Here is a 24163-nt window from a genome sequence, read left to right as displayed (position 1 = left end):
GGAGGGTGACGGGCAGGGCCCGTCACCAGGGCATCATTCGATGACCAGGATGGCGTCCATTTCGACCTGGGAGCCTTTCGGCAACGCGGCAACGCCGATGGCGGCGCGGGCCGGGTAGGGCTGTTCGAAGTAGCGGCCCATCACCTCGTTTACCTTGGCGAAGTGGCTCAGGTCTGTGAGGAAGATGTTCAGTTTCACGATGTCCTTGAACGAACCGCCAGCAGCTTCAGCCACGGCCTTGAGGTTCTCGAACACCTGCACGGTCTGGGCTTCGAAGCCTTCGACCAGTTCCATGGTCTTCGGGTCCAGAGGGATTTGGCCCGACATGTACACGGTGTTGCCGGCCTTGATCGCCTGCGAGTAGGTGCCGATGGCGGCAGGGGCCTTGTCGCTGTTGATGACGGTTTTGCTCATGATGACTCCTTGCGGTTGGCGGACTACGTACGCATGCGGGTGATGCGGACCACACCGGTCAGGGTACGCAGCTTCTTGATCACACGCGCCAGGTGCACGCGGTCGTGCACGCTGACCACCAGTTGGACCACGCTGATACGGCCGTCGCGTTCGTCCATGCTGATCTTTTCAATGTTGCCGTCGGCGGCGTTGACGCTGCTGGCCAGCAGGGCGATCAGCCCGCGCTGGTGTTCCAGTTCGACACGCAGTTCGACATTGAACTCGCCAGTGATGTCCTTGGCCCAGGAGAGTTGCACGCACTTTTCGGGGTTGTGGCGGATTTCACTGATGTTGCGGCAGTTCTCCAGGTGCACGACCATGCCTTTGCCGGCTGACAGGTGGCCGACAATCGGGTCACCCGGGATCGGTGTGCAGCACTTGGCGTAGCTCAGCACCAGGCCTTCGGTACCGCGGATCGCCAGCGGGCCTTCTGGCGCCGGCAACTGTTCGCCTTCGGCCGACAGCAGGCGGCGCGCGACCACGTAGGCCATGCGGTTGCCCAGGCCGATGTCTTCGAGCAGGTCTTCTAGCAGCTCCAGGCGGTACTCGGCGAGAATAGACTCGATGCGTTCCTGGGGGATTTTCTCCAGGCTGCTGTCGAAACCAGTGAGCACCTTGTTCAGCAGGCGCTCGCCCAGGCTGATGGATTCGGAACGGCGCTGTTGCTTGAGCGCGTGGCGGATATTCGTGCGTGCCTTGCCTGAGACCACAAAGTTGAGCCAGGCCGGGTTTGGCCGAGCGCCCGGGGCGCTGACGATTTCCACTGTCGAGCCGCTTTGCAGCGGTTCGGACAGCGGCGCCAGGCGGCGGTTGATGCGGCACGCGATGCAACTGTTACCAACGTCGGTGTGCACCGCGTAGGCGAAGTCGACGGCCGTGGAGCCTTTGGGCAACTCCATGATCCGGCCTTTGGGCGTGAACACGTAGACCTCGTCCGGGAACAGGTCGATCTTCACGCTCTCGATGAATTCCAGGGAGTTGCCGGCACGTTGCTGCAGTTCGAGGATACCCTTGACCCACTGGCGGGCACGCGCGTGGCTGCCCTTGGGCTGCTCGTCGTCGTTTGACTTGTACAGCCAGTGCGCGGCGATGCCGTTGTTGGCCATCTCTTCCATTTCGCGGGTGCGGATCTGGATTTCGATGGGCACGCCGTGCATGCCGAACAGGGTCGTGTGCAACGACTGGTAGCCATTGGCCTTGGGGATCGCGATGTAATCCTTGAAGCGTCCGGGCAGCGGCTTGTACAGGTTGTGCACGGCGCCGAGCACGCGGTAGCAGGTGTCAACCTTGTCGACAATGATGCGGAAGGCATACACGTCCATGATCTCGTTGAAGGCACGGCGCTTGCCGCGCATCTTCTTGTAGATGCCATAGAGGTGTTTCTGCCGCCCGCTGACCTCGCCCTCGATGCCGTCGGCGGACAGGCAGTTGGCCAGCGAGTGCTCGATCTTGGCGACGATTTCTTTGCGGTTGCCGCGTGCGCTCTTCACTGCTCGATGAATCAGCGACGAGCGCATCGGGTGCATGGCCTTGAAGCCAAGGTCTTCGAACTCCACGCGCACGGTGTGCATCCCCAGGCGGTTGGCGATGGGGGCGTAGATCTCGAGGGTTTCCTTGGCGATGCGCCGGCGTTTTTCGCCAGACAGCACTTCCAGGGTGCGCATGTTGTGCAGGCGGTCGGCCAGCTTGACCAGGATCACGCGGATATCGCGGGCCATGGCCATGGCCATCTTCTGGAAGTTTTCCGCCTGTGCCTCGGCCTTGGTCTCGAAATTCATCTGGGTCAGCTTGCTGACCCCATCGACCAGTTCGGCCACGGTCTCGCCAAACTGCTGGCTGAGGGCTTCCTTGGCGATGCCGGTGTCTTCAATCACATCGTGCAGCATGGCCGCCATCAGGCTCTGATGGTCCATGTGCATGTCGGCGAGGATGCTGGCCACGGCCAGCGGGTGGGTCACGTAGGGCTCGCCACTGCGGCGGCGTTGCCCATCGTGAGCCTGTTCGGCGTAGAAATAGGCACGCCGAACCAGGTTGACCTGTTCGGGGCCAAGATAGGTCGACAGCCGTTCGGCCAAGGCTTCTATACCCGGCATGGGTTCACCTCCTGCCGAGGAAGAGGGCCTTGCGCCGTACGACGTCGACCTGGCATCAATCAGACAGCCTCGTTGTTCTCGTCCTCGAACGCGGCGAACACCGGATCCTCGGTGACGATCTCTTCAGCGGCGATGAACTCGTTGGTGACGATGCCTTCGGCAATTTCACGCAGGGCAACAACGGTTGGCTTGTCGTTTTCCCACGCAACGCGTGGCTCTTTGCCGCCGGTCGCCAGCTGGCGAGCGCGCTTGGTCGAGAGCATGACCAGCTCAAAGCGGTTATCCACGTGTTCCAGGCAGTCTTCAACAGTTACGCGGGCCATGGTCTTCCTCAGTAGCAATTGCGGTGGGCGTGCAGCCCATTAATGGGCAGGCGGACTCGATAGTATAAAAATTCACCAGCCAATAGGGAAGCGCTGTTTTGCCGGGCGGTACCTGCAAACCCTGCGATGCCTTCTTCGCGGGTGAACCCGCTCCTACAGGGACCGCGTAGCTTGTAGCGGCGGGTTTACCCGCGAAAGAGCCGGAACAGACACCCTCAGTGCATGAGCTTGACGATAACCTCAGAGCATCGCGTCACGCAACCGCGGGGTCAGCTCTTCGAACAAGGTCTGCACCGAGCGCAACGCCCGGCAATCCGGCCGGGTCAGCAACCACAGCTGAGTGTCGCAGCCGGGCAGGGGACCGCTGAGAGCATCCACCCCAGGCAGCGCATGCACCATGTAGTCCGGGAGTGCTGCCACGCCCAGGCCGGCCATTACCAACTGGGCGATGGTCGACATGCTGCTGCACTGGTAGCGCGGGCTCAGGCCCGGGTGTTGTTGGTTGCGCCAGACCACCGTAGGGTGGTCCTGCATCGAGTCGTCTGGTGCGATCCACGGCACGCTGGCGGGGGACTCGCTCAGGCGCTCGCGCCACTGTGGCTGGCCGCAGACTACATAGGAGGTCGAACCCAGGTTGCGGCCAACCAGGTGCTCCGGAGGTGTGTTGGTCAGGCGCAGGGCGATGTCGGCGTCGCGCCGGCTGAGGTTGGCGAAGGTATTGGAGGTGCCCATCTCCAGCGACAAAGCCGGGTAGTTGGACATGAACTCGGCCAGCGCCGGCAGCAACAGGCTGTGCATCACCGCCTCTGTGCAGGTCAGGCGCACCGTGCCGCTGACCACCTGCTCGCCACTGGTCATGGCAATGCGCGCCGCTTCCAGCGCCTGCTCGGCACGTTCGGCCTGCTCGGCCAAGGCCTGTGCAGTGTCAGTCGGCAGATAGCCCTTTCGGCTCTTGACGAACAAAGCAGTGCCCAGCGCTGACTCCAATCGGCGGATCGAGCGGAATACGGTCGAAACGTCGACTTTGAGCAGTTCGGCGGCTTTGGCCAGCGAGCGGCCACGTTCCAGTGCCAGGACCAGAGAGAGGTCTGCGTGGGTTATCTGATATTGCATTGATGCACGCTCTGCTTGCCAAATTGCCAATGTCTGTTGCGTCTGGGCCATTTTATAGTGAAACGGCCCCCCGGAATCAATGCGCCCGGTCGGGTAACCAGTCCCCACGATGGGAAAGTGAAAAGAACAACAGCTGCAACCATCGTCGCCCGTGAGGCGCCAGCCGTATCCCCACATCGCCGCAGCACATCAAAGGATGTACACCATGACGTCGGTAACCCCGTGCGCCAGTTCTTCCAGCGAGATGAATGACTTCCTCCAGGCCCATCCGGACACGCAGTACGTAGACCTGCTGATCTCCGACATGAATGGCGTGGTACGTGGCAAGCGCATCGAGCGGGCCAGCCTGCACAAGGTGTACGAGAAGGGCATCAACCTGCCCGCATCGCTGTTCGCCCTTGATATCAACGGTTCCACTGTCGAAAGCACCGGCCTTGGGCTGGACATCGGCGACGCCGACCGTATCTGTTTCCCGATCCCCGGCACCTTGTCGGACGAGCCGTGGCAGAAGCGCCCCACCGCCCAGCTGCTGATGACCATGCACGAGCTGGATGGCCAGCCGTTCTTCGCCGACCCGCGTGAAGTGCTGCGCCAGGTGGTGAGCAAGTTCGACGACCTGGGCCTGGATATTTGCGCCGCGTTCGAGCTGGAGTTCTACCTGATCGACCAGGACAACCTCAACGGCCGCCCGCAGCCGCCGCGCTCGCCGATCTCCGGCAAGCGCCCGCAGTCGACCCAGGTGTACCTGATCGACGACCTCGACGAGTACGCCGACTGCTTGCAGGACATGCTCGAAGCAGCCAAGGAACAGGGCCTGCCTGCCGACGCCATCGTCAAGGAAAGCGCCCCAGCGCAGTTCGAGGTCAACTTGCACCACGTGGCGGATCCGCTGAAGGCCTGCGACTATGCGATCCTGCTCAAGCGCCTGATCAAGAACGTCGCCTACGACCATGAAATGGACACCACCTTCATGGCCAAGCCCTACCCGGGCCAGGCAGGCAACGGCCTGCATGTGCACATTTCATTGCTGGACAAGAAAACCGGCAAGAACATCTTCGCCAGTGACGATCCGCTGCAAAGCGATACGCTGCGCCACGCCATTGGTGGCGTGCTGGAAACCATGCCGGCGTCGATGGCCTTCCTGTGCCCCAACATCAACTCCTACCGCCGCTTCGGTGCGCAGTTCTACGTGCCCAATGCGCCGAGCTGGGGCCTGGACAACCGCACCGTGGCCGTACGCGTGCCCACCGACAGCAGCGACAATGTGCGCCTTGAGCACCGTGTAGCCGGCGCCGATGCCAACCCGTACCTGATGCTCGCGGCGATCCTTGCCGGCGTTCACCATGGCCTGACCAACAAGGTCGAGCCCGAGGCGCCGATCGAAGGCAACTCCTACGAGCAGCTGGAGCAAAGCCTGCCGAACAACCTGCGCGATGCCCTGCGCGCGCTGGATGACAGCGAAGTCCTCAACCAATACATCAGCCCGGACTACATCGATATCTTCGTGGCCTGCAAGGAAAGCGAACTGGCCGAGTTCGAAGTGTCGATTTCCGATCTCGAGTACAACTGGTACCTGCACACGGTGTAAGCCCATGAGCGCAAATGCGGTCCCTTTGATCGGTGTCAGCGCCTGCCGTCAGCAGGTAGGGAAGAACTCCTCGCATACGGTCGGCGACAAGTATGTCGAGGCGGCCGGCTTTGCCGGCTTGCCACTGATCTTGCCGGCCCGTGATGGCGGCAGCGACACGCAAGCGCTGCTGGCCCGCCTGCACGGCATTGTTTTTACCGGCTCGCCTTCAAATATCGAGCCGCATCATTACAATGGCGCCCCCAGTGTGGCGGGTACCCGGCATGATCTGGCGCGTGATCGCCTGACCCTGCCGCTGCTGCAGGCAGCCATTGCCGTCGGTGTGCCCGTATTCTGCATCTGCCGAGGCTATCAGGAGCTGAACGTGGCCCTTGGTGGCAGCCTGCACCAGCGTGTGCAGGAACTGCCTGGCTACCTTGACCACCGCGAACCTGAGGACGCCCCCCTGGAGGTGCAATACGGCCCTCGCCACTCGGTCAGCATCGAGCCTGGCGGGTTGTTCGAGCGCCTGGGGCTGGTGGCGCAGTTCGAGGTCAATTCGCTGCACAGCCAGGGCATCGACCGTCTGGCCCCGGGCCTGCGCGTCGAGGCACGGGCCCCGGATGGCCTGATCGAGGCGGTGTCCATGCCTGCGGCGCCGGGCTTTGTGCTCGGGGTGCAATGGCACCCGGAGTGGCGCTTCAACGAAAACCCGGTTTCGCTGCGTCTGTTTGAGGCGTTTCGCGAGGCCTGCAATGCCTACGCAGCACGGGAGGGCTCACGGCAGGAATGATTCTGGCGTCAGCCGAAGGTCTCGGATGACTCGTCCCCGATAGCAAGCTTTCAATGAGTGAAAGCGAGCCTTGTACCCAAGGCTTGTTAAAACAATTCCAAAATTTACGGCAAATACTCATGAGCAATTACACAGAAGCCGGCCGCCCACCCGATGTGGCGGCCGACGCGGGCAACACTCAGCGCAGCAAAGGCCTGGCCAAGGGCCGCTTGGGCCTGCTGGCCAGCGTGGTGCTGGGCATTTCCACCATCGCCCCGGTCTATACCCTGACCGGGGCCCTTGGCCCGACCGTACGTGAGGTGGGCGCCCACCTGCCGGCCGTGTTCATCGTGGGCTTCCTGCCGATGCTGCTGGTTGCCCTGGGCTATCGCGAGCTGAACTCGGCGGAGCCGGACAGCGGTACTTCGTTTACCTGGTCGGCGCGTGCATTCGGCCCGATGATCGGCTGGATCGGCGGCTGGGGACTGGTGGTTGCCACCACGATCGTGCTGTCGAACCTGGCAGGTGTGGCGGTGGACTTCTTCTACCTGTTCCTTGGCCAGATCACCGGCAAGCATGAGCTGGCAGCGTTGGCCGACAACCTGTTGATCAACATCGTTACCTGTTGCGTGTTCATTGGTTTGGCAGTGTGGATCTGCTGTCGGGGTATCGCCACCACAATGACTGTGCAGTACGGCTTGGTGGCCCTGCAGTTGCTGGTGTTGATCGGCTTTGCTTTCGCCGCTTTCGGCGGCACCACCGCGCCGCCACCGCTGGCGTTCGATTTCGCCTGGTTCAACCCGTTCGGTGTCGAGTCGTTCTCGGCCTTTGCCGCTGGCCTGTCACTGTCGATCTTCATCTTCTGGGGCTGGGACACTTGCCTGACCGTCAGTGAAGAATCGGTGGGCAGCGAAGAGGTGCCGGGCAAGGCCGCTACCTGGACCGTGATGTTGATTCTCGGCCTGTACCTGTTCACTGCCATCGCCACCCTGCAGTTTGCCGGTATCAGTGAAACGGGTCTGGGCCTGAACAACCCGCGCATCCAGGAGAACGTCTTTGCCCACCTGGCCGGCCCGGTCATGGGGCCGCTGGCGATCCTGATGTCCATCGCTGTGCTGGCCAGTACGGCGGCGTCGCTGCAGTCCACCTTCGTGGCGCCGGCGCGCACCCTGTTGGCCATGGGTTATTACGGCGCGGTGCCGCAGAAGTTCGCCAGCGTCTGCCCGCGCTCGCAAACGCCGCGCTATGCCACCATCTGCGCCGGCCTGGCCGCAGGCCTGTTCTACGTGACCATGCGTACGCTGAGCGAGAACGTGCTGGCAGATACCATCACGGCATTGGGCATGATGATCTGCTTCTACTATTCGCTGACCGCGTTTGCCTGCGTCTGGTATTTCCGCGGCAGCCTGTTCGACAGCCTGCGCCACTTCATCATGCGCGGCCTGTGCCCGCTGGTGGGTGGGGTGATCTTGTCGGTGATCTTCGTGCGTACCGCCATCGACAGTGCGTCGCCGGACTTCGGCAGCGGCTCGCATGTGGGCGGTCTGGGGCTGGTGTTCGTGATTGCCGCGATCATCTCGGTGCTTGGTATCGGCCTGATGATGCTGTCGCGCATGCGTGCGCCGGCGTACTTCCTCGGGGCTACCCTGCGTCAGCAGGCTACCTTGCCACTGCAGGAATAAACCAATGGGGCCGCTCTGCGGCCCTTCGCGGGCACGCCCGCTCCCACAGGCCGGTGCTCAGCCTCAGCCCAGCGCGGTATCGAGAAACATCATCACCGCAAACCCACCCATCAACCCTAGGGTCGCCGTTGTTTCCTACAGGTATGAACTGCAGATGGTCATGGTGGGGCAGCAGGACCTGGCACGGGTAATGGACTGGCGGCAGTGCTGGGCATCAAGGTCGAACCGGCGCTGGAAGCCCTAAAAGTCGCCGTCCACATCTAAAGCCTGGCGCAGTCCTTGCGGGAGCGGCCTTGTGTCGCGAAAAGGCTGCACAGCAGCCCCGGGATTTCAGCGTCGATGCAAATAATGCGGGGGCCGCTTCGCGGTCCTTTTGCGACACAAGGCCGCTCCCACTCGGATCGCGCCAGCTTTTAGAAATTGAGCAAGACAGTTGCTCCCAAAGGTGTGGCACAAGCCTCAAGGCAGTGATTAACCCGTGGGAGCGGGCGTGCCCGCGAAGGGCTGCAATGCAGCCCCATCGATCTTTAGCCGATCATTTGCTTCAGCAGCGCCGCATGACGCTGCTGCTGCTTCTTCAACAGCAGGCGATTCGAGCGGAACACCGCTTTCAAGTCTGCCAGCGCCGCGTCGAAATCATCATTGATGATCACGTAGTCATACTCGTCGTAGTGCACCATCTCGCTGACCGCTTCCTTCATGCGCCCGGCAATGATCTCTTCGCTGTCCTGCCCGCGTCCGTCCAGGCGGTGGCGAAGCGCCTCCTGGCTTGGAGGCAGGATGAACACCGACAGCGCCTCTGGCATCAGCTTGCGCACTTGCTGGGCACCTTGCCAGTCGATTTCCAGGATCAGGTCGTAGCCTTGGTCCAGGGTGTGCTGCAGCGCGCTGCGCGAAGTACCGTAGAAGTTGCCGAACACTTCGGCATGCTCCAGAAAGTCTCCTTGCGCGATCAGCGTCTTGAACTCCTCGTGGACGACGAAGTGATAGTTCACCCCGTGCTGCTCGCCCGGGCGCATGGCGCGGGTAGTGTGCGAGACCGAGACGCGAATCTGCTGGTCGTCTTTGGTCAGGGCGGTGACCAGGCTGGTCTTGCCGGCACCCGAGGGGGCCGAAACGATGTAGAGGGTGCCGCTGCTGTGGTTCATGGTAGGGGTGGCCTTACTCGATGTTCTGTACTTGTTCACGCATCTGTTCGATCAGTACCTTCAGGTTGACCGCCGCTTGCGTGCTGCGTGGGTCGAAGGCCTTGGAGCCAAGGGTGTTGGCCTCGCGGTTGAGCTCCTGCATCAGGAAGTCCAGGCGCCGGCCAGCGGCGCCGCCACCCTTGAGCACGCGGCGCACTTCGGTGACGTGGGTGCTGAGGCGGTCGAGCTCCTCTGCCACGTCGCTTTTCTGGGCCAGCAGTACCATCTCTTGCTCCAGGCGCTGTGGGTCCAGCTCGGCTTGCATGTCGCCGAAGCGGTCGAGAATCTTCTGCCGCTGCGCCGCCAGCATCTGCGGCACCAGGGCGCGCAGGGTCGTGACTTCGCTGGCCATGTTGTCCAGGCGTTCGTTGATCAGCCGCGCCAGTTCCTGGCCTTCGCGCTGGCGCCCGGCCTTGAGTTCGGCCAACGCTTCGTCGAACAGCGCCATGGCTTCGGCGTTCAGTGCCTGTGGGTCGCTGGTGTCGGCCACCAGCACGCCTGGCCATGACAGCACTTCCAGCGGGTTCAGGGGGGCAGGCTGCTTGATCAGGCCCGCCACTTCTTCGGCGGCGGCAACCAGTTGCTTGGCGCGCTCATGGTCCACTTTCAGCGGTTTGCCATTACTGTCTTCGTTGAGGCGCAAGGTGCATTCCACCTTGCCGCGTGACAGGCCCTGGCGCAGGCCTTCACGTACACCGCCTTCGAGGTCGCGCAGGGCCTCGGGCAGGCGCAGGTGCGGCTCCAGGTAACGGTGGTTGACCGAACGCAGCTCCCAGACCAGGGTGCCTTGGCTGCCGGCGCGCTCGACACGAGCAAAAGCGGTCATGCTGTGCACCATGGGGAGTACCTCGCGTAGATGAATGAACGGTGGGAGCCTCTCGGCTGCAAGGCGCAGGATTGTAGCGCAGTGTCGCCGTGGCGCCCAATCCGCCTATGTTACCGACGGGTGGCTACTGCGGTAGGAAAAGGCGACGGGCTGTGCCGGGCGCGACAATAGGCATGTCTTCCCCGGGCTGCGGGCTCTATAATGCTCGGCAGATTCAAAGTCCCAGTACAGGTATCCCAGATGAAACGTCCAAGTGGTCGCGTTGCCGATCAGCTCCGCTCGATCCGCATCACCCGCAACTACACCAAGCACGCCGAAGGGTCGGTACTGGTCGAGTTCGGTGACACCAAAGTCATCTGCACGGTCAGCGTTGAAAACGGTGTACCGCGCTTCCTCAAAGGCCAGGGCCAAGGCTGGCTGACCGCCGAGTATGGCATGCTGCCGCGCTCCACCGGCGAACGTAACCAGCGCGAAGCCAGCCGTGGCAAGCAGGGCGGCCGCACCCTGGAAATCCAGCGCCTGATCGGCCGTTCGCTGCGTGCCGCGCTGGACATGAGCAAGCTCGGTGACATCACCCTGTACGTCGATTGCGACGTGATCCAGGCCGATGGCGGTACCCGTACCGCGTCCATCACCGGCGCCATGGTTGCCTTGTGCGATGCTTTGGCAGTGATCAAGAAGCGCGGCGGCCTCAAGGGCGGCAACCCGCTCAAGCACATGATCGCTGCCGTATCGGTAGGCATGTACCAGGGCGAAGCGGTGCTCGACCTGGACTACCTGGAAGACTCCGCAGCCGAAACCGACCTGAATGTGGTCATGACCAGCGCTGGTGGTTTCATCGAAGTGCAGGGTACTGCTGAAGGCGCACCGTTCCAGCCGGAAGATTTCAACGCCATGCTCGCCCTGGCGCAGAAGGGCATGAACGAGATTTTCGAGCTGCAGCAGGCGGCACTGGCTGACTGAAGCCTGCCAAGGAGGTGCGGGGCATGAGCGATTCGAACCTGTCGATCACCCCGCCCAATGCCGAAATCCGGCAATGGGCGATGTTCTGCCACCTCTCCGCGCTGTTGGGCCTGGTAGTGCCGCTTGGGCACCTGCTGGGCCCGCTGGTGCTATGGCACCTCAAGCGTGAGCAAGACCCTTTTATCGACGCCCAGGGCAAAGAGGCGCTGAACTTTCAAATCAGCGTGACCATTGCCGGGTTCATCTGCTTCCTGCTGATGTTCGTGGTTATCGGGCTGGTGCTGTTTGCCATGCTCACGGTGGCAGTGATGATATTGATCATCATTGCGGCGGTACGGGCGAATGAGGGCAAGCCTTATCGCTACCCGATGATCTGGCGGCCGATCAAATAGCCATTGGGGCTGCAACGCAGCCCCAATGGCCTTTTAGATGGTCAGCGTCCAGTCATAGTCGACGATCAGCGGCGCATGCTGGGAGAAGCGTGGCTGACGCGGCAGGCGAGCGTTGCGTACGAAGCGGCGCAGGCCCGGGGTGAGAATCTGGTAGTCGAACCGGTAGCCCAGGTTAAGCATCTCGGCCTGCTCGTTGTCTGGCCACCAGCTGTACTGGTCGCCTTCACGGCTGACTTCGCGCAAGGCATCGACATACCCCATCTCGCCAGTGATTGCATCCATCCAGGCGCGTTCTGGCGCCAGGAAGCCTGGCGACTGCTGGCTGTCACGCCAGTTTTTGATGTCGAGCTTCTGCTGCGCCACGTAGAACGAGCCGCAATAGATGTATTCGCGACGCTTGCGACGCTGCTTGTCCAGGTACTTGGCGAAGTCGTCCATCAACTTGAACTTCTGGTTCAAGTCTTCGTCGCCGTTCATGCCCGAAGGCAGCAGCAGGCTGGCAATACTGACTTTGTCGAAATCTGCTTGCAGGTAACGCCCGTAGCGGTCGGCTGTCTCGAAGCCCAGGCCGGTGATGACTGCCTTGGGCTGCATGCGCGAGTAAAGGGCCACACCACCTTGGGCAGGCACCTCCGCGTCGCAGGCATAAAGGAAATAGCCATCGAGCTGGAAAGCTGGGTCGTCGAGTTCAAAGGCCGAGGCGCGGGTATCCTGAAGGCAGATGACGTCGGCATTCTGGGCTTGCAGCCAGCTGAGCAAACCACGCTCGGCCGCAGCCTGAATGCCATTTACGTTCACACTGATGATCCGCATAAATGGCCCCATAAATCTCGTGCGTGTATGATACCCGAGCTCAACCCATTTAGCTAAATCCGTGGTGTCCGGGACTATTCATGCAGCCGTATCAGCGCGACTTTATCCGTTTTGCCATCGATCGCGGGGTACTGCGTTTCGGTGAATTCACCCTGAAATCGGGGCGTACCAGCCCGTATTTCTTCAATGCCGGCCTGTTCAACACCGGTTCCGCCCTGGCTGAACTGGGCCGTTGCTACGCCGCCGCCATCGTCGACAGCAAAATCCCCTTCGATGTGCTGTTCGGCCCGGCCTACAAGGGTATCCCTTTGGCGGCGACTACCGCCGTGGCCCTTGCCGACCAGCATCAGCTCGACGTGCCATGGTGCTTCAACCGCAAGGAAGCCAAGGACCACGGCGAAGGTGGCAGCCTGGTCGGCGCGCCGCTGGCCGGTGAAGTGCTGATCATTGACGACGTGATTACTGCCGGTACCGCCATTCGTGAGGTCATGCAGATCATCAACGCCCAGCAGGCCAAGGCCGCTGGTGTACTGATCGCGCTGAACCGTGAAGAGCGCGGCAATGGCGAACTGTCGGCGATCCAGGAAGTGGAACGCGACTTCGGTATCCCGGTGGTCAGCATTGTTTCGCTGACCCAGGTGCTGGAGTTCCTGGCTGACGATCCACAGTTGAAGCAGCACCTGCCGGCTGTGGAGGCCTATCGGGCGCAGTACGGGATCTGATCCTGGCCTAGGAATGAAAAAGGCGACCTTCTTCAGAGGGTCGCCTTTTTTTGTGCCGCCTGATCTGGCCCTTTCGCGGGTAAACCCGCTCCTACATGGGGATTTCCTTTGTAGGAGCGGGTTTACCCGCGAAGAGGCCAGTGCAGGCTAACCGATCAATCAGCGCGGCTTGCGGTTGGTAATCAGGGTGCCCACGCCGCTGTCGGTGAAAATCTCCAGCAGCACTGCATTCGGCACGCGGCCATCAATGATGTGCGAGCTGTTCACGCCGCCCTGTACCGCATCCAGCGCGCACTTGATCTTCGGCAGCATGCCGCCATAAATGGTGCCGTCAGCGATCAGTTCGTTGACCTGCTCGGTGGTCAGGCCTGTCAACACCTGGCCCTGCTTGTCCATCAGGCCGGCGATGTTGGTCAGCAGCATCAGCTTCTCGGCCTTCAGCGCCTCGGCCACCTTGCCCGCCACCAGGTCGGCGTTGATGTTGTACGACTCACCGTTGGCACCCACGCCGATTGGCGCGATGACCGGGATGAAGTCGCCCTTCACCAGCATGTTCAACAGGTCGGTGTTCACGCTCACCACTTCACCGACGTGACCGATGTCGATGATTTCCGGGGTGGTCATCTCTGGTGTCTGGCGGCTGACGGTCAGCTTGCGGGCGCGGATCAGCTCGGCGTCCTTGCCGGTCAGGCCGATGGCGCTGCCGCCGTGGCGGTTGATCAGGTTGACGATGTCTTTGTTGACCTGGCCACCCAGCACCATCTCCACCACGTCCATGGTCGCCGAGTCGGTGACGCGCATGCCGTCGATGAAGTGGCTCTCGATCGACAAGCGCTTGAGCAGGTCGCCGATCTGCGGGCCACCGCCGTGGACCACCACCGGGTTGATGCCCACAGCCTTCATCAGCACGATGTCACGGGCGAAGCCCGTCTTGAGCTCCTCGCTCTCCATCGCGTTGCCGCCGTACTTGATCACCAGGGTCTTGCCGACAAAGCGGCGGATGTAAGGCAGTGCTTCGGACAAAACCTCGGCTACATGGGAAGCGGCATCGCGATCGAGGGTCATGCAGGGCTCCTGTAAGGAACAGATAGTCGGTCAGAACGGCAGTTGCAGCTCAGGCTCTACCCGCAGCAACTGGGTGCGGAAAACATCCTTGATACGTTGCAACTCGGCGTCGCTGTCGGCCTCGAAGCGCAGCACCAGCACCGGGGTGGTGTTGGAGGCGCGAACCAGGCCCCAGCCATTGGCGTAGTCGACCCGCACACCGTCAATGGTGGTCAGGTGGGCTTCGCCCCAGTCGGCGTCGCGTTGCAGTGCATCAATGATGCTGAATTTACCCTCGTCGGTCACATCAATATTGATTTCCGGCGTGGAAATATCGTTCGGGAAGGCGGCAAACAGGTTTTCGGCGCTCTGCTGGGTCTTGCTGAGGATCTCCAACAGGCGCGCGGCGCTGTAGATACCGTCGTCAAAACCGTACCAACGTTCCTTGATGAAGATGTGACCGCTCATCTCGCCTGCCAGCAGCGAACCGGTCTGCTTCATCTTCTTCTTGATCAGCGAATGGCCGGTTTTCCACATCAAGGCGCTGCCACCGTGCTGTTCGATCAGCGGGGTCAGGCGGCGGGTGCATTTGACGTCGAAGATGATCTCGGCACCTGGGTTGCGCGACAGCACGTCCTGGGCAAACAGCATCAGCAGGCGGTCGGGGTAGACGATGCTGCCGGTGTTGGTCACCACGCCGACACGGTCGCCGTCACCGTCGAAGGCCAGGCCGATATCGGCACCGGTTTCCTTGACCTTGGCGATCAGGTCTTCGAGGTTCTCCGGCTTGCCCGGGTCCGGGTGGTGGTTGGGGAAGTTGCCGTCGACCTCGCAGAACAGCGGGATCACTTCGCAGCCCAGGGCTTCGATCAGTTGCGGTGCAACCACGCCAGCGGCGCCGTTGCCGCAGTCCACCACCACCTTGAGCTTTTTCGCCAGCTTTACGTCGCCGACGATCTGCTGGAAGTAGCGGTCGAGGATCTCGACCTTTTCCACGCGGCCTTGGGCCAGGGTCAGGTCGTTGGTTTTCAGGCGGGTCAGCAGGGCCTGGATCTGTTCGTTGGCCAAGGTGTCACCGGCGATGACGATCTTGAAACCGTTGTAGTCCGAAGGGTTGTGGCTGCCAGTCAGCATCACACCGGACTTGCCGGCCAGCACGTTGGCTGCGTAGTACAGCGCCGGGGTAGGCACCAGGCCGACGTCGCTGACGTGGCAGCCCGCATCGACCAGGCCCTTGATCAGCTGTTCCACCAGCATCGGGCCCGACAGGCGGCCATCGCGCCCTACCGAAACCTGCGGTTCGCCCTGGGCCAGGCTTTGCGCGCCGATGGCGCGGCCGATCCAGTAGGCGGTTTCGGCGTGAAGGGTCTTGCCGACCACGCCGCGTATGTCATATGCGCGGAAAATGCTGTCGGGCAATGCGGCGGGGACCAGGTGGGCCATGTCGTTCATCTCTGGAAGCTCCATTAGTCAAAGGCTTTCTGGGCAGGCGCAAACTGAACGCTTGGACGGTGGTTTCGCCAGAGAGTTCGCCATCCTTGGCCTGAACGGTCATTTGCCGGCTCAGTGGCTGCCGGAGTGACCGAAGCCGCCAGCGCCACGCTGGCTTTCGTCGAATGCTTCGACGATGTCGAAGTGAGCCTGCACCACCGGTACCAGCACCAGCTGGGCGATGCGCTCGCCCACCGCGATGGTGAACGGCGTGTTGCCGCGGTTCCAGCACGACACCATCAGCTCGCCCTGGTAGTCCGAATCGATCAGGCCGACCAGGTTGCCCAGCACGATGCCATGCTTATGGCCCAGGCCCGAGCGCGGCAGGATGACTGCCGCCAGGCCCGGGTCGCCGATGTAGATCGACAGACCGGTAGGAATCAGAATGGTCTGGCCCGGCTCGAGGAGGGTGTCTTCCTTGAGCAGGGCGCGCAGGTCGAGGCCGGCGGAGCCGGGGGTGGCGTACGCGGGTAGCGGGAATTCGCTGCCCAGGCGTGGGTCGAGGATCTTGGCTTGAAGAGCGTGCATGTAACTTATTGAACCTGGTTAAGCCGTTCGGCGATGAAGGCGACCAGTTGCCGGGCAATCTTGCCCTTGCTGGTCTGCGCGAAGAGGGTCTGGTGCTGCTGGCGGTCGATCACGGTCAAGGCGTTTTCTTCGCTGTTGAAGCCGATGCTGGGGTTGGCCACATCATTGGCGACGATCAGGTCGAGGTTCTTGTCCTTGAGCTTGCGCGTGGCGTAATCGAGCAGGTGCTCGGTTTCGGCGGCAAAGCCGACGCTGAACGGGCGGTCGGCGCGGCCAGCAATGGTGGCAAGGATATCGGGATTACGCACCATCTGCAGCAGCATGCCGTCGCCGGTCGTAGGATCTTTCTTCAGTTTTTGTGTGGCAACCACTTCGGGGCGGTAGTCCGCAACCGCTGCCGAGGCAATGAACAGGTCGCACGGCATGGCCGCTTCACAGGCCGCGAGCATGTCTCGCGCGCTGACGACGTCGATGCGGCTGACCCGGTCAGGGGTTGGCAAGTGCACAGGGCCCGTGACGAGGGTCACCCGAGCCCCTGCTTCGGCGGCCGCTTCGGCCAGGGCGAAGCCCATCTTGCCGGAGCTATGATTGGTGATGTAGCGCACCGGGTCGATGTTTTCCTGGGTCGGCCCGGCGGTGATCAGCACGTGCTTGCCGGTCAGTGCCTGGCGCTTGAAGCTTTCCGCGGCGCACCAGGCCAGGTCGGTGGCTTCTAGCATGCGCCCCAGGCCGACGTCGCCACAGGCCTGGCTGCCGGATGCCGGGCCGAACACCTGAATGCCACGGCTCTTGAGCAGCTCGAGGTTGGCCTGGGTGGCCGGGTCGCGCCACATGGCCTGGTTCATCGCCGGCGCCACGGCGACGGTGGCGTCAGTGGCCAGCACCAGCGTGGTCAGCAGGTCGTCTGCCATGCCTTGGGCCATGCGTGCCATGAGGTCGGCGGTGGCAGGGGCGATCAACACCAGGTCCGCCCACTTGGCCAGTTCGATATGGCCCATGGCAGCTTCGGCGGCCGGGTCGAGCAGGTCCATGTGTACGGGGTGGCCCGACAGCGCCTGCAGGGTCAGCGGGGTGATGAATTCTGCACCACCCCGGGTCATGACGACGCGCACCTGCGCGCCGTGCTCCAGGAGACGGCGAATCAGCTCGGCGCTTTTGTAGGCGGCAATGCCGCCACCCACGCCGAGAACGATGCGCTTGCGATACAGCCGCTGCATAGGCTTGCCTTTTTCCAGTGAGAGCGGGCGACGACGTTTGAAATGCCTGCGGCGGAACGTCGCATGTACGAGGCGAAATAGATTAACACAGGGCCGAAATGGGCCGCAGCAAAGGCAGGGGTGGAATGAACATCAGGGAGTGGCCGGCGCAAGAACGGCCTAGGGAGAAGTTGTTGCAGCGAGGGGCAGGGAGCCTGACAGATACGGAGCTGCTGGCCGTTTTTCTCGGCTCAGGCGTACGTGGGCGTAATGTCGTGGAGCTTTCGCGAGGCTTGTTGGTGAAGTTCGGCAGCTTGCGCCGGTTGCTGGAGGCCGACCGCGAGGCCTTCGTCGGCGAGCTTGGGTTGGGCCCGGTGAGGTACAGCCAGCTGCAGGCACTGCTTGAGATCGGCCGCAGGCACCTTGCAACGTCGATTGAGCGCGAGTCTGCCATGGACAGCCCGGCAGCGGTGCGACGCTACCTGAAAGCCATGCTCAGGCATGAGGCCAGCGAGGTGTTCGGGTGTCTGTTTCTCGATACCAAGCACCGGCCACTGGCATTTGAGATCCTGTTCAGGGGCACGATAGATCGGGCGAGTGTCTATCCGCGAGAGGTGGTGCGACGGGCGTTGGTGCACAACGCTGCGGCATTGATCCTGTGCCACAACCATCCTTCAGGGATCAGTGAACCGAGTCAGGACGATGTGCATTTGACCCTGTCGTTGAAGCGGGGGCTGGCGTTGATTGATGTGCGGGTGCTGGATCACATCATCATTGGTGATGGGGAGCCGTTGTCGATGGTCGAGCATGGGTGGATTGTGGCCTGAGGGACTACTGAGAGCCTTATAGGGTCAGTACGGGCCCTTTCGCGGGTAAACCCGCTCCTACAGGGGTAGCGTCAACTACCAGGCTGGCGCTGTCCTGTAGGAGCGGGTTCACCCGCGAAGAGGCCGTTACAGGCTTACTTGGTCACCGACACCTTGCTGAAATCCAGCCGCCCGAACGGGCTCACCTGGTACCCCTCGACGCCTTGGCGCAGCAAGGTCGCCGCCGTCGGGTGCGCCAGTGGCACCCACAGCGCCTGCTGCTGGATCAGTGTCTGCGCCTGTTGGTACAGCCGGCTGCGCACGCTCTGGTCGTTGGTGGTGCGCCCGGCGCTGATCAGCTGGTCGAGGCGGCTGTCGCAGAAGCGTGCGAAGTTGGTCCCTGACTCTACCGCCGCACAGGAAAACTGCGGGCTGAGGAAGTTGTCCGGGTCGCCGTTGTCGCCCGCCCAGCCCATGAACAGCAAGTCATGCTCGCCAGCCTTGGCGCGGCGTATCAGTTCGCCCCACTCGATCACGCGGATCTCCGCTTTCACGCCAATCTTCGCCAGGTCGGCTTGCAGCATCTGCGCGCCAAGGCTGGGGTTGGGGTTGAGCAGGCTTCCCGAGGGACGGGTCCAGATGGTGGTACTGAAGCCTTCGGCCAGCCCGGCCTTGGTCAGCAGGGCCTTGGCTTTCTTCAGGTCCAGCGGGTAGCCGGGCAGGTCCTTGGCGTAGCTCCAGGTATTAGGCGGGTAGGGGCCGTTGGCAGCCACCGCAGAGTCTTCGAACACGGCCTTGAGGTAGGCCTGCCTGTCGAAGGCCAGGTTGATCGCCTGGCGCACTTCCGGCTTGTCCAGCGGCGGGTGCTGGCTGTTGATGGCGACGAAGGCAGTCATGAATGCCGGGGTGGTGGCCACCTTGAGGTTACCGTCCTTGCCCGCTTCGGCAATGTCCAACGGCTTGGGCGACAGGGCAACCTGGCACTCGCCACGCTTGAGCTTCTGCAGGCGCACGTTGGCATCGGTGGTGATGGCGAAGATCAGCGGGTCGACCGCCGGCTTGCCGGCGAAGTAGTCCGGGTTGGCGCGGTAGCGCACCACGGCGTCTTTCTGGAAACGCTGGAACACGAACGGCCCGGTGCCGATCGGTTGGTTGTTGAGATTTTCCGGTGTGCCGGCCTTGAGCAGCTTGTCGGCGTATTCGGCGGAGTAGATCGAGGCGAAGCCCATGCTCAGGGTGGCCAGGAAGGTGGCGTCCGGGTGGCTGAGGGTGAAGCGCACGGTGTTCGGCGACGGTGCCTCGATCGCCTTGATCAGGCTGCCCAGCTGCAGCGATTGGGCATGCGGGTAGCCGCCCGGCGCGGTCTTGTGCCAGGCATGGGCCGGGTAGAGCATGCGCTGGAAGCTGAACAGCACGTCGTCGGCATTCAGCTTGCGGCTTGGCTTGAAGTAGGGGGTGCTGTGAAACTTGACGTCATCGCGCAGGGTGAAGTCATACACCAGGCCGTCGGCCGATACCGTCCAGCTGGTCGCCAGGCTCGGCACCACCTTGCCTTGCGCCGCATCGAACTCCACCAGGCGGTTCATCAGCACGTCGGCGGTGGCGTTGGTGGTGGTGAGCGAGTTGTACTGCACCACGTCGAAACCTTCGGGGCTGGCCTCGCTGCAAACGCTCAGCGGAGCGGCCTGGGCAGCGCCAGTGGCGAACAGGGTGGTGAACAATAAGGAAAGTGCGGCGACACGCATGGTGGCTCCTTGGCTGTCAGTGGCCCATCTGCCAGTGCAGTCTGGAAAAGGCTTACCCTAGTGCGCCCGCCGGCAAATGACCACACCCTTTTTTGCAAATCTTGCGACGAGCGGTCGACGACTGGCGGGGCCTGCCGCTATGCTGGCCCGGCGCGTTCTGGCTAGCGGTAATGTGCATCTACTGTTGTTGCAGCCAAGTCTTTCTGGTATAAAGCAGCGCTCTTTTCTAGGGGCTCGGCCTGTCGCATAAGCGGATCCGGTCGATAAGGCCTCCAGAATCACGGCGCTCAGGCGCCAAAGACTGAGAGATTAAGCGGCCAACCCATGCCGGGTTGGGCATGTGGTTTTAGAGGGCTGAGTCATGTCGAGAGTCTGTCAAGTTACTGGTAAGGGTCCAGTAACCGGGAACAACATTTCCCACGCAAACAACAAAACCCGTCGTCGTTTCCTGCCGAACCTGCAGCACCACCGTTTCTGGGTTGAATCCGAGAAGCGTTTCGTGCGTCTGCGCGTTTCCGCCAAAGGCATGCGTATCATCGACAAGCGCGGCATCGACGCCGTTCTGGTTGACATCCGTAAAGCTGGCGCCAAGGTTTAAGGGAGAGCATCATGCGTGAATTGATCCGTCTGGTTTCGAGTGCCGGTACCGGCCACTTCTACACCACCGACAAGAACAAGCGCACCACCCCGGACAAAATCGAGATCAAGAAATATGATCCGGTTGTTCGCAAGCACGTGGTGTACAAGGAAGCCAAGATCAAGTAATTGATCGGCGACCTGAAAAAAAACCCGCATCCGAAAGGACGCGGGTTTTTTTTGGGCTGCAGCAGGGTCAGTTGAAGGCGAAGCTCTGGATCATCAGGTCGGCGTCGGCCTTGATCTGGATGCGCTCGGCGTCGTAGTCGCGGGTGGACATCTCGTTGGGGCCAACCACGCGAGTGCGCCCGGTGAGGGCGCAGATGGTGCCTTTCAGTTCCGGCACGTAGCGGGTGCCGACCAGGTGAGCGAGGGTTTGCAGAACTTCTTCGTTGGTCATGCTGATTTTCCTTGTGAGGCTGAATGGCCCGAAACGGGCAGGGTCATCCTCACGCATGCCTGCAAACTCCCTGCGCTACATAATTATTTCTGCTCGAACATCACATAGATCTTGCGGCACGGCTCCAGCACCTCCCAAGTGCCTTTGAAGCCGGCGGGGATGACAAACCGATCGCCGGCACGCAGGGTTTTAGCCCCACCGTCCTGGTCGCGCAGCACCGAAACGCCCTGGACGATCTCGCAGTATTCGTGCTCCGTGTAGTTCACTGTCCACTGGCCCACCTCACCTTCCCATACGCCAGCGGCAAACTGCCCACACGGGCTGGAATAATGGTTGTAGACCGCCTGGTCCGGTTCGCCCTTGAGAATTTTCTCTGCAGCCGGGCGGTAGCGTTCGGCTTCGGTGAGGACCTGCGCGAAGTCGATGATGCTATCGATACTCATGGTTCGGCTCCTGTTGTTGTTTAATAAAATGAACATCAGTAGGCTTTTGAGCCTCTCGTGTCAAATATATTGATAGTTTACACCGGCTGGTTTAGGGTATCGCTTGCCAGTGTGCGCTTGGCGCCCGGCCAGAATTCTGACAACGCCTGTGAGTCCTCAGTGCGGCGTTGCACCTAAACAAGAGGAGGAGTTTCGTATGACCACCCTGACCCGTGCGGACTGGGAACAACGTGCCCAGCAACTGAAGATCGAAGGCCGTGCCTTCATCAACGGCGAATACACCGATGCCGCATCCGGTGAAACCTTCGAGTGCCTGAGCCCGGTCGACGGACGCTTCCTGGCCAAGGTTGCCAGCTGCGACCTGGCCGATGCCAACCGCGCTGTTGAAAACGCCCGTGCCACCTTCAACTCCGGCGTGTGGTCGCAGCTGGCCCCGGCCAAGCGCAAGGCCAAGCTGATCCGTTTCGCCGACCTGCTGCGCAAGAACGTCGAAGAGCTGGCGCTGCTGGAAACGCTGGACATGGGCAAGCCGATTGGCGACTCCTCCAGTATCGACATCCCAGGTGCGGCCCAAGCCATCCACTGGACTGCCGAAGCCATCGACAAGGTCTACGACGAAGTTGCCCCGACCCCGCATGATCAGCTTGGCCTGGTTACTCGCGAGCCGGTAGGTGTGGTCGGTGCCATCGTACCTTGGAACTTCCCGCTGCTGATGGCCTGCTGGAAGCTCGGCCCGGCGTTGGCCACCGGTAACTCGGTCGTGCTCAAGCCGTCCGAAAAATCGCCGCTGACTGCCATCCGCATCGCCCAACTGGCGATCGAAGCCGGTATCCCGGCTGGCGTGCTGAACGTGCTGCCAGGCTATGGCCACACCGTGGGCAAGGCACTGGCCCTGCACATGGACGTCGATACCCTGGTGTTCACCGGTTCGACCAAGATCGCCAAGCAGCTGATGGTTTACGCGGGCGAGTCGAACATGAAACGCATCTGGCTGGAAGCCGGTGGCAAGAGCCCGAACATCGTCTTTGCCGACGCCCCGGACCTGCAAGCTGCCGCCGAGGCCGCCGCCAGCGCCATCGCCTTCAACCAGGGCGAAGTGTGCACTGCAGGTTCCCGCCTGCTGGTCGAGCGTTCGATCAAGGACAAGTTCCTGCCGATGGTGGTAGAGGCCCTGAAGGGCTGGAAGCCAGGCAACCCGCTGGACCCGCAGACCACTGTCGGTGCCTTGGTCGATACCCAGCAGATGAACACCGTGCTGTCGTACATCGAGGCTGGCCACAAGGACGGCGCCAAGCTGCTGGCCGGCGGCAAGCGCACCCTGGAAGAGACCGGCGGCACTTACGTCGAGCCGACCATCTTCGACGGCGTGACTAACGCCATGCGCATTGCCCAGGAAGAAATCTTCGGCCCGGTGCTGTCGGTGATTGCCTTCGACACCGCCGAAGAAGCCGTGGCCATTGCCAACGACACCCCGTATGGCCTGGCCGCTGGTATCTGGACTTCGGACATTTCCAAAGCCCACAAGACCGCCCGTGCCGTGCGTGCGGGCAGCGTCTGGGTCAACCAGTACGATGGTGGCGACATGACCGCGCCGTTCGGTGGCTTCAAACAGTCGGGCAACGGCCGTGACAAGTCGCTGCACGCACTGGAGAAGTACACCGAGCTGAAGGCGACCTGGATCAAGCTGTAACCCGGTAGGTCCTTTTCGCGGGCAAGCCCGCTCCTGCAGGTCTTAGTGACCGTTGCAGGAGCGGGCTTGCCCGCAAATGGGCCCCTGGAAATATTGGCTGGGAGGCTGTAATGCGTTGGGGTACCTACTTCGCCGTACTGGCATCGGTGCTCAGTGTCGGGCTGGCGCTTGGCGTGAGCATGCCGCTGGTGTCCCTGCGCCTGGAGGCCTGGGGCTACGGCAGCTTCGCCATCGGCGTGATGGCGGCAATGCCGGCGTTGGGCGTACTGGCCGGCGCCAGCCTGGCCAGCCGCCTGGCAGGGTGGGTTGGCGTACCGTCGGCGATGCGCCTGTGCCTGTGGGGCGGGGCGCTGTCGATTGGCCTGCTCGCGCTGCTGCCTAGTTACCCGTTATGGCTGCTGCTGCGGCTGATGATCGGCATGTCCCTGACCGTGGTGTTCATCCTCGGCGAAAGCTGGATCAACCAACTGGTGGTCGAACAGTGGCGTGGCCGGTTGGTGGCGCTGTATGGCAGCAGCTACGCCCTGAGCCAGTTGGCCGGGCCGTTGGTGCTGGGTTTCCTCGGCTCTGATGACGACTTCGGTTTCTGGGCGGCGACTGGCCTGCTGCTGGCCGCGCCGCTGGTTCTGCTGGGGCGTGGTGGGGCGCCGAGCACGGAAGCCTGCAGTGTCACCTTTGGCGACCTGTTTGCCTTCTGCCGACGCTTGCCGGTAATTGCCTGGGCCATTGCCCTGTTCGCCTCGTTCGAGGCGATGATCCTCACCTTGCTGCCGGTGTATTGCCTGCAGCAGGGCTTCAGCACCGAAATCGCCTTGTTCATGGTAAGTACCGTGGTGGTGGGTGATGCGGTGCTGCAATTGCCCATCGGCGCGCTGGCCGACCATATGTCGCGACGTACCCTGTTCACTGGCTGTGCGGTGACCCTGCTGGTGTCCAGTCTGGCGATCCCGCTGCTGTTGCACACCCCGGTTATCTGGCCGTTGTGGGTGTTGTTCGGCGCCAGTGCCGGCGGCTTGTTCACCTTGTCGCTGGTGCTGATCGGTGAGCGCTACCGCGATGATGAGTTGGTACGGGCCAATGCCCACGTGGCCCAGCTGTGGGGTATTGGCTGTTTGCTCGGGCCGTTGTTGGCGGGGGCGGGGAGCCAGTGGATCAGCGGGCATGCGTTGCTGTTCCTGATGGCGGCCGGGGCTGCGGGGTTGGTGGTATTGACCCGGCGGCGCGGAGCCTTTGAGCCGGTTTCTGCCTGATGATTTTTGGGGGCCGCAAGGCCCCCGG

24 protein-coding genes and 1 pseudogene are annotated in these 24163 nt (G+C 62.2%); 11 read left to right on the top strand and 14 right to left on the bottom strand.

Going from position 1 to position 24163, the window contains the following annotated elements; all coding sequences use genetic code 11:
• Positions 1–33 precede the first annotated feature (33 nt).
• The 4 genes from REH59_RS28180 to REH59_RS28165 all read right to left on the bottom strand — a co-directional run bounded on the left by REH59_RS28180 (position 34) and on the right by REH59_RS28165 (position 3982).
• A complete protein-coding gene (locus REH59_RS28180) occupies positions 34–414 on the bottom strand; it encodes a RidA family protein (RefSeq protein ID WP_003253379.1) in 381 nt (126 codons plus the stop codon).
• A gap of 23 nt (positions 415–437) precedes the next feature.
• Entirely contained in the window at positions 438–2546 is a 2109-nt protein-coding gene (spoT, locus tag REH59_RS28175; protein WP_004575214.1) for a bifunctional GTP diphosphokinase/guanosine-3',5'-bis pyrophosphate 3'-pyrophosphohydrolase, read from the bottom strand.
• Between the two features lie 59 nt (positions 2547–2605).
• Complete coding sequence (gene rpoZ / locus REH59_RS28170; protein ID WP_003253383.1) at positions 2606–2869, bottom strand: DNA-directed RNA polymerase subunit omega; 264 nt, start codon at positions 2867–2869, stop codon at positions 2606–2608.
• A gap of 240 nt (positions 2870–3109) precedes the next feature.
• A complete protein-coding gene (locus REH59_RS28165) occupies positions 3110–3982 on the bottom strand; it encodes a LysR family transcriptional regulator (RefSeq protein WP_003253385.1) in 873 nt (290 codons plus the stop codon).
• A 205-nt stretch (positions 3983–4187) separates the two neighbouring features.
• On the opposite strand from REH59_RS28165, the gene REH59_RS28160 reads away from it, so the two are divergent.
• From REH59_RS28160 to REH59_RS28150, 3 genes are all read left to right on the top strand, one after another.
• Complete coding sequence (locus REH59_RS28160; RefSeq protein WP_003253387.1) at positions 4188–5570, top strand: glutamine synthetase family protein; 1383 nt, start codon at positions 4188–4190, stop codon at positions 5568–5570.
• Between the two features lie 4 nt (positions 5571–5574).
• Positions 5575–6342: a gamma-glutamyl-gamma-aminobutyrate hydrolase family protein gene (locus REH59_RS28155; RefSeq protein ID WP_003253389.1), complete on the top strand. Its 768-nt coding sequence runs from the start codon at positions 5575–5577 to the stop codon at positions 6340–6342.
• Positions 6343–6461: 119 nt separating this feature from the next.
• Positions 6462–8003: an APC family permease gene (locus REH59_RS28150; protein WP_003253391.1), complete on the top strand. Its 1542-nt coding sequence runs from the start codon at positions 6462–6464 to the stop codon at positions 8001–8003.
• Positions 8004–8530: 527 nt separating this feature from the next.
• On the opposite strand, the gene gmk is transcribed toward REH59_RS28150, so the two are convergent.
• Positions 8531–9151 carry a guanylate kinase gene (gene gmk / locus REH59_RS28145; RefSeq protein ID WP_004575215.1) on the bottom strand — a complete coding sequence of 207 codons (621 nt, stop codon included), beginning with the start codon at positions 9149–9151 and terminating at the stop codon, positions 8531–8533.
• A 13-nt stretch (positions 9152–9164) separates the two neighbouring features.
• Positions 9165–10028 carry a YicC/YloC family endoribonuclease gene (locus REH59_RS28140; protein WP_003253395.1) on the bottom strand — a complete coding sequence of 288 codons (864 nt, stop codon included), beginning with the start codon at positions 10026–10028 and terminating at the stop codon, positions 9165–9167.
• Positions 10029–10256: 228 nt separating this feature from the next.
• On the opposite strand from REH59_RS28140, the gene rph reads away from it, so the two are divergent.
• Complete coding sequence (rph, locus tag REH59_RS28135) at positions 10257–10979, top strand: ribonuclease PH (RefSeq protein ID WP_003253397.1); 723 nt, start codon at positions 10257–10259, stop codon at positions 10977–10979.
• A gap of 23 nt (positions 10980–11002) precedes the next feature.
• Complete coding sequence (locus REH59_RS28130; RefSeq protein ID WP_014861507.1) at positions 11003–11371, top strand: DUF4870 domain-containing protein; 369 nt, start codon at positions 11003–11005, stop codon at positions 11369–11371.
• A 33-nt stretch (positions 11372–11404) separates the two neighbouring features.
• On the opposite strand, the gene REH59_RS28125 is transcribed toward REH59_RS28130, so the two are convergent.
• Positions 11405–12184, bottom strand: coding sequence for an exodeoxyribonuclease III (locus REH59_RS28125; protein WP_003253401.1), 780 nt, complete (start codon positions 12182–12184; stop codon positions 11405–11407).
• A gap of 80 nt (positions 12185–12264) precedes the next feature.
• Between REH59_RS28125 and pyrE the strand changes: the two genes are divergently transcribed.
• Positions 12265–12906, top strand: coding sequence for an orotate phosphoribosyltransferase (pyrE, locus tag REH59_RS28120; protein WP_014861506.1), 642 nt, complete (start codon positions 12265–12267; stop codon positions 12904–12906).
• Between the two features lie 159 nt (positions 12907–13065).
• On the opposite strand, the gene argB is transcribed toward pyrE, so the two are convergent.
• The 4 genes and pseudogenes from argB to coaBC all read right to left on the bottom strand — a co-directional run bounded on the left by argB (position 13066) and on the right by coaBC (position 17186).
• Positions 13066–13971, bottom strand: a complete 906-nt coding sequence (gene argB, locus REH59_RS28115) for an acetylglutamate kinase (RefSeq protein WP_004575216.1) — start codon at positions 13969–13971, stop codon at positions 13066–13068.
• Between the two features lie 30 nt (positions 13972–14001).
• Positions 14002–15369 (bottom strand): annotated as a pseudogene (locus REH59_RS28110) (phosphomannomutase/phosphoglucomutase); the annotation flags it as partial.
• Between the two features lie 144 nt (positions 15370–15513).
• Positions 15514–15969 carry a dUTP diphosphatase gene (gene dut / locus REH59_RS28105; protein WP_003253408.1) on the bottom strand — a complete coding sequence of 152 codons (456 nt, stop codon included), beginning with the start codon at positions 15967–15969 and terminating at the stop codon, positions 15514–15516.
• A gap of 5 nt (positions 15970–15974) precedes the next feature.
• Positions 15975–17186, bottom strand: a complete 1212-nt coding sequence (gene coaBC, locus REH59_RS28100) for a bifunctional phosphopantothenoylcysteine decarboxylase/phosphopantothenate--cysteine ligase CoaBC (protein WP_003253409.1) — start codon at positions 17184–17186, stop codon at positions 15975–15977.
• 125 nt (positions 17187–17311) lie between these two features.
• Between coaBC and radC the strand changes: the two genes are divergently transcribed.
• Positions 17312–17992 carry a RadC family protein gene (gene radC, locus REH59_RS28095; RefSeq protein WP_004575218.1) on the top strand — a complete coding sequence of 227 codons (681 nt, stop codon included), beginning with the start codon at positions 17312–17314 and terminating at the stop codon, positions 17990–17992.
• A 134-nt stretch (positions 17993–18126) separates the two neighbouring features.
• Here radC and REH59_RS28090 read toward each other — a convergent pair whose 3' ends face one another.
• On the bottom strand, positions 18127–19716 hold the full coding sequence (locus tag REH59_RS28090) for an ABC transporter substrate-binding protein (protein WP_014860511.1): 1590 nt from the start codon (positions 19714–19716) through the stop codon (positions 18127–18129).
• Between the two features lie 361 nt (positions 19717–20077).
• On the opposite strand from REH59_RS28090, the gene rpmB reads away from it, so the two are divergent.
• Both rpmB and rpmG read left to right on the top strand, forming a co-directional pair.
• A complete protein-coding gene (rpmB, locus tag REH59_RS28085; protein ID WP_003253504.1) occupies positions 20078–20314 on the top strand; it encodes a 50S ribosomal protein L28 in 237 nt (78 codons plus the stop codon).
• A gap of 11 nt (positions 20315–20325) precedes the next feature.
• Complete coding sequence (gene rpmG, locus REH59_RS28080; RefSeq protein ID WP_003253507.1) at positions 20326–20481, top strand: 50S ribosomal protein L33; 156 nt, start codon at positions 20326–20328, stop codon at positions 20479–20481.
• A 67-nt stretch (positions 20482–20548) separates the two neighbouring features.
• Here rpmG and REH59_RS28075 read toward each other — a convergent pair whose 3' ends face one another.
• Complete coding sequence (locus REH59_RS28075) at positions 20549–20752, bottom strand: hypothetical protein (RefSeq protein ID WP_003253508.1); 204 nt, start codon at positions 20750–20752, stop codon at positions 20549–20551.
• 83 nt (positions 20753–20835) lie between these two features.
• Positions 20836–21195 (bottom strand): cupin domain-containing protein, encoded by a 360-nt coding sequence (locus REH59_RS28070; RefSeq protein WP_003253509.1) that lies wholly within the window; start codon positions 21193–21195, stop codon positions 20836–20838.
• Between the two features lie 196 nt (positions 21196–21391).
• On the opposite strand from REH59_RS28070, the gene REH59_RS28065 reads away from it, so the two are divergent.
• Both REH59_RS28065 and REH59_RS28060 read left to right on the top strand, forming a co-directional pair.
• A complete protein-coding gene (locus tag REH59_RS28065) occupies positions 21392–22885 on the top strand; it encodes an aldehyde dehydrogenase (protein ID WP_003253510.1) in 1494 nt (497 codons plus the stop codon).
• A gap of 110 nt (positions 22886–22995) precedes the next feature.
• Positions 22996–24135 carry an MFS transporter gene (locus tag REH59_RS28060; RefSeq protein ID WP_003253511.1) on the top strand — a complete coding sequence of 380 codons (1140 nt, stop codon included), beginning with the start codon at positions 22996–22998 and terminating at the stop codon, positions 24133–24135.
• Positions 24136–24163 lie beyond the last annotated feature (28 nt).

The organism is Pseudomonas sp. BO3-4 (assembly GCF_034044115.1).
GTDB lineage: Bacteria > Pseudomonadota > Gammaproteobacteria > Pseudomonadales > Pseudomonadaceae > Aquipseudomonas > Aquipseudomonas alloputida.
The sequence above is the reverse complement of the archived record's forward strand: the minus strand, read 5'-3'. Positions and strand labels throughout refer to the sequence as shown.

Excerpts from the sequence above, each read along its gene's own strand:
- REH59_RS28180 (WP_003253379.1), bottom strand. The coding sequence starts at position 414 with ATGAGCAAAACCGTCATCAACAGCGACAAGGCCCCTGCCGCCATCGGC.
- spoT (WP_004575214.1), bottom strand. The coding sequence starts at position 2,546 with ATGCCGGGTATAGAAGCCTTGGCCGAACGGCTGTCGACCTATCTTGGC.
- rpoZ (WP_003253383.1), bottom strand. The coding sequence starts at position 2,869 with ATGGCCCGCGTAACTGTTGAAGACTGCCTGGAACACGTGGATAACCGC.
- REH59_RS28165 (WP_003253385.1), bottom strand. The coding sequence starts at position 3,982 with ATGCAATATCAGATAACCCACGCAGACCTCTCTCTGGTCCTGGCACTG.
- REH59_RS28160 (WP_003253387.1), top strand. The coding sequence starts at position 4,188 with ATGACGTCGGTAACCCCGTGCGCCAGTTCTTCCAGCGAGATGAATGAC.
- REH59_RS28155 (WP_003253389.1), top strand. The coding sequence starts at position 5,575 with ATGAGCGCAAATGCGGTCCCTTTGATCGGTGTCAGCGCCTGCCGTCAG.
- REH59_RS28150 (WP_003253391.1), top strand. The coding sequence starts at position 6,462 with ATGAGCAATTACACAGAAGCCGGCCGCCCACCCGATGTGGCGGCCGAC.
- gmk (WP_004575215.1), bottom strand. The coding sequence starts at position 9,151 with ATGAACCACAGCAGCGGCACCCTCTACATCGTTTCGGCCCCCTCGGGT.
- REH59_RS28140 (WP_003253395.1), bottom strand. The coding sequence starts at position 10,028 with ATGGTGCACAGCATGACCGCTTTTGCTCGTGTCGAGCGCGCCGGCAGC.
- rph (WP_003253397.1), top strand. The coding sequence starts at position 10,257 with ATGAAACGTCCAAGTGGTCGCGTTGCCGATCAGCTCCGCTCGATCCGC.
- REH59_RS28130 (WP_014861507.1), top strand. The coding sequence starts at position 11,003 with ATGAGCGATTCGAACCTGTCGATCACCCCGCCCAATGCCGAAATCCGG.
- REH59_RS28125 (WP_003253401.1), bottom strand. The coding sequence starts at position 12,184 with ATGCGGATCATCAGTGTGAACGTAAATGGCATTCAGGCTGCGGCCGAG.
- pyrE (WP_014861506.1), top strand. The coding sequence starts at position 12,265 with ATGCAGCCGTATCAGCGCGACTTTATCCGTTTTGCCATCGATCGCGGG.
- argB (WP_004575216.1), bottom strand. The coding sequence starts at position 13,971 with ATGACCCTCGATCGCGATGCCGCTTCCCATGTAGCCGAGGTTTTGTCC.
- dut (WP_003253408.1), bottom strand. The coding sequence starts at position 15,969 with ATGCACGCTCTTCAAGCCAAGATCCTCGACCCACGCCTGGGCAGCGAA.
- coaBC (WP_003253409.1), bottom strand. The coding sequence starts at position 17,186 with ATGCAGCGGCTGTATCGCAAGCGCATCGTTCTCGGCGTGGGTGGCGGC.
- radC (WP_004575218.1), top strand. The coding sequence starts at position 17,312 with ATGAACATCAGGGAGTGGCCGGCGCAAGAACGGCCTAGGGAGAAGTTG.
- REH59_RS28090 (WP_014860511.1), bottom strand. The coding sequence starts at position 19,716 with ATGCGTGTCGCCGCACTTTCCTTATTGTTCACCACCCTGTTCGCCACT.
- rpmB (WP_003253504.1), top strand. The coding sequence starts at position 20,078 with ATGTCGAGAGTCTGTCAAGTTACTGGTAAGGGTCCAGTAACCGGGAAC.
- rpmG (WP_003253507.1), top strand. The coding sequence starts at position 20,326 with ATGCGTGAATTGATCCGTCTGGTTTCGAGTGCCGGTACCGGCCACTTC.
- REH59_RS28075 (WP_003253508.1), bottom strand. The coding sequence starts at position 20,752 with ATGACCAACGAAGAAGTTCTGCAAACCCTCGCTCACCTGGTCGGCACC.
- REH59_RS28070 (WP_003253509.1), bottom strand. The coding sequence starts at position 21,195 with ATGAGTATCGATAGCATCATCGACTTCGCGCAGGTCCTCACCGAAGCC.
- REH59_RS28065 (WP_003253510.1), top strand. The coding sequence starts at position 21,392 with ATGACCACCCTGACCCGTGCGGACTGGGAACAACGTGCCCAGCAACTG.
- REH59_RS28060 (WP_003253511.1), top strand. The coding sequence starts at position 22,996 with ATGCGTTGGGGTACCTACTTCGCCGTACTGGCATCGGTGCTCAGTGTC.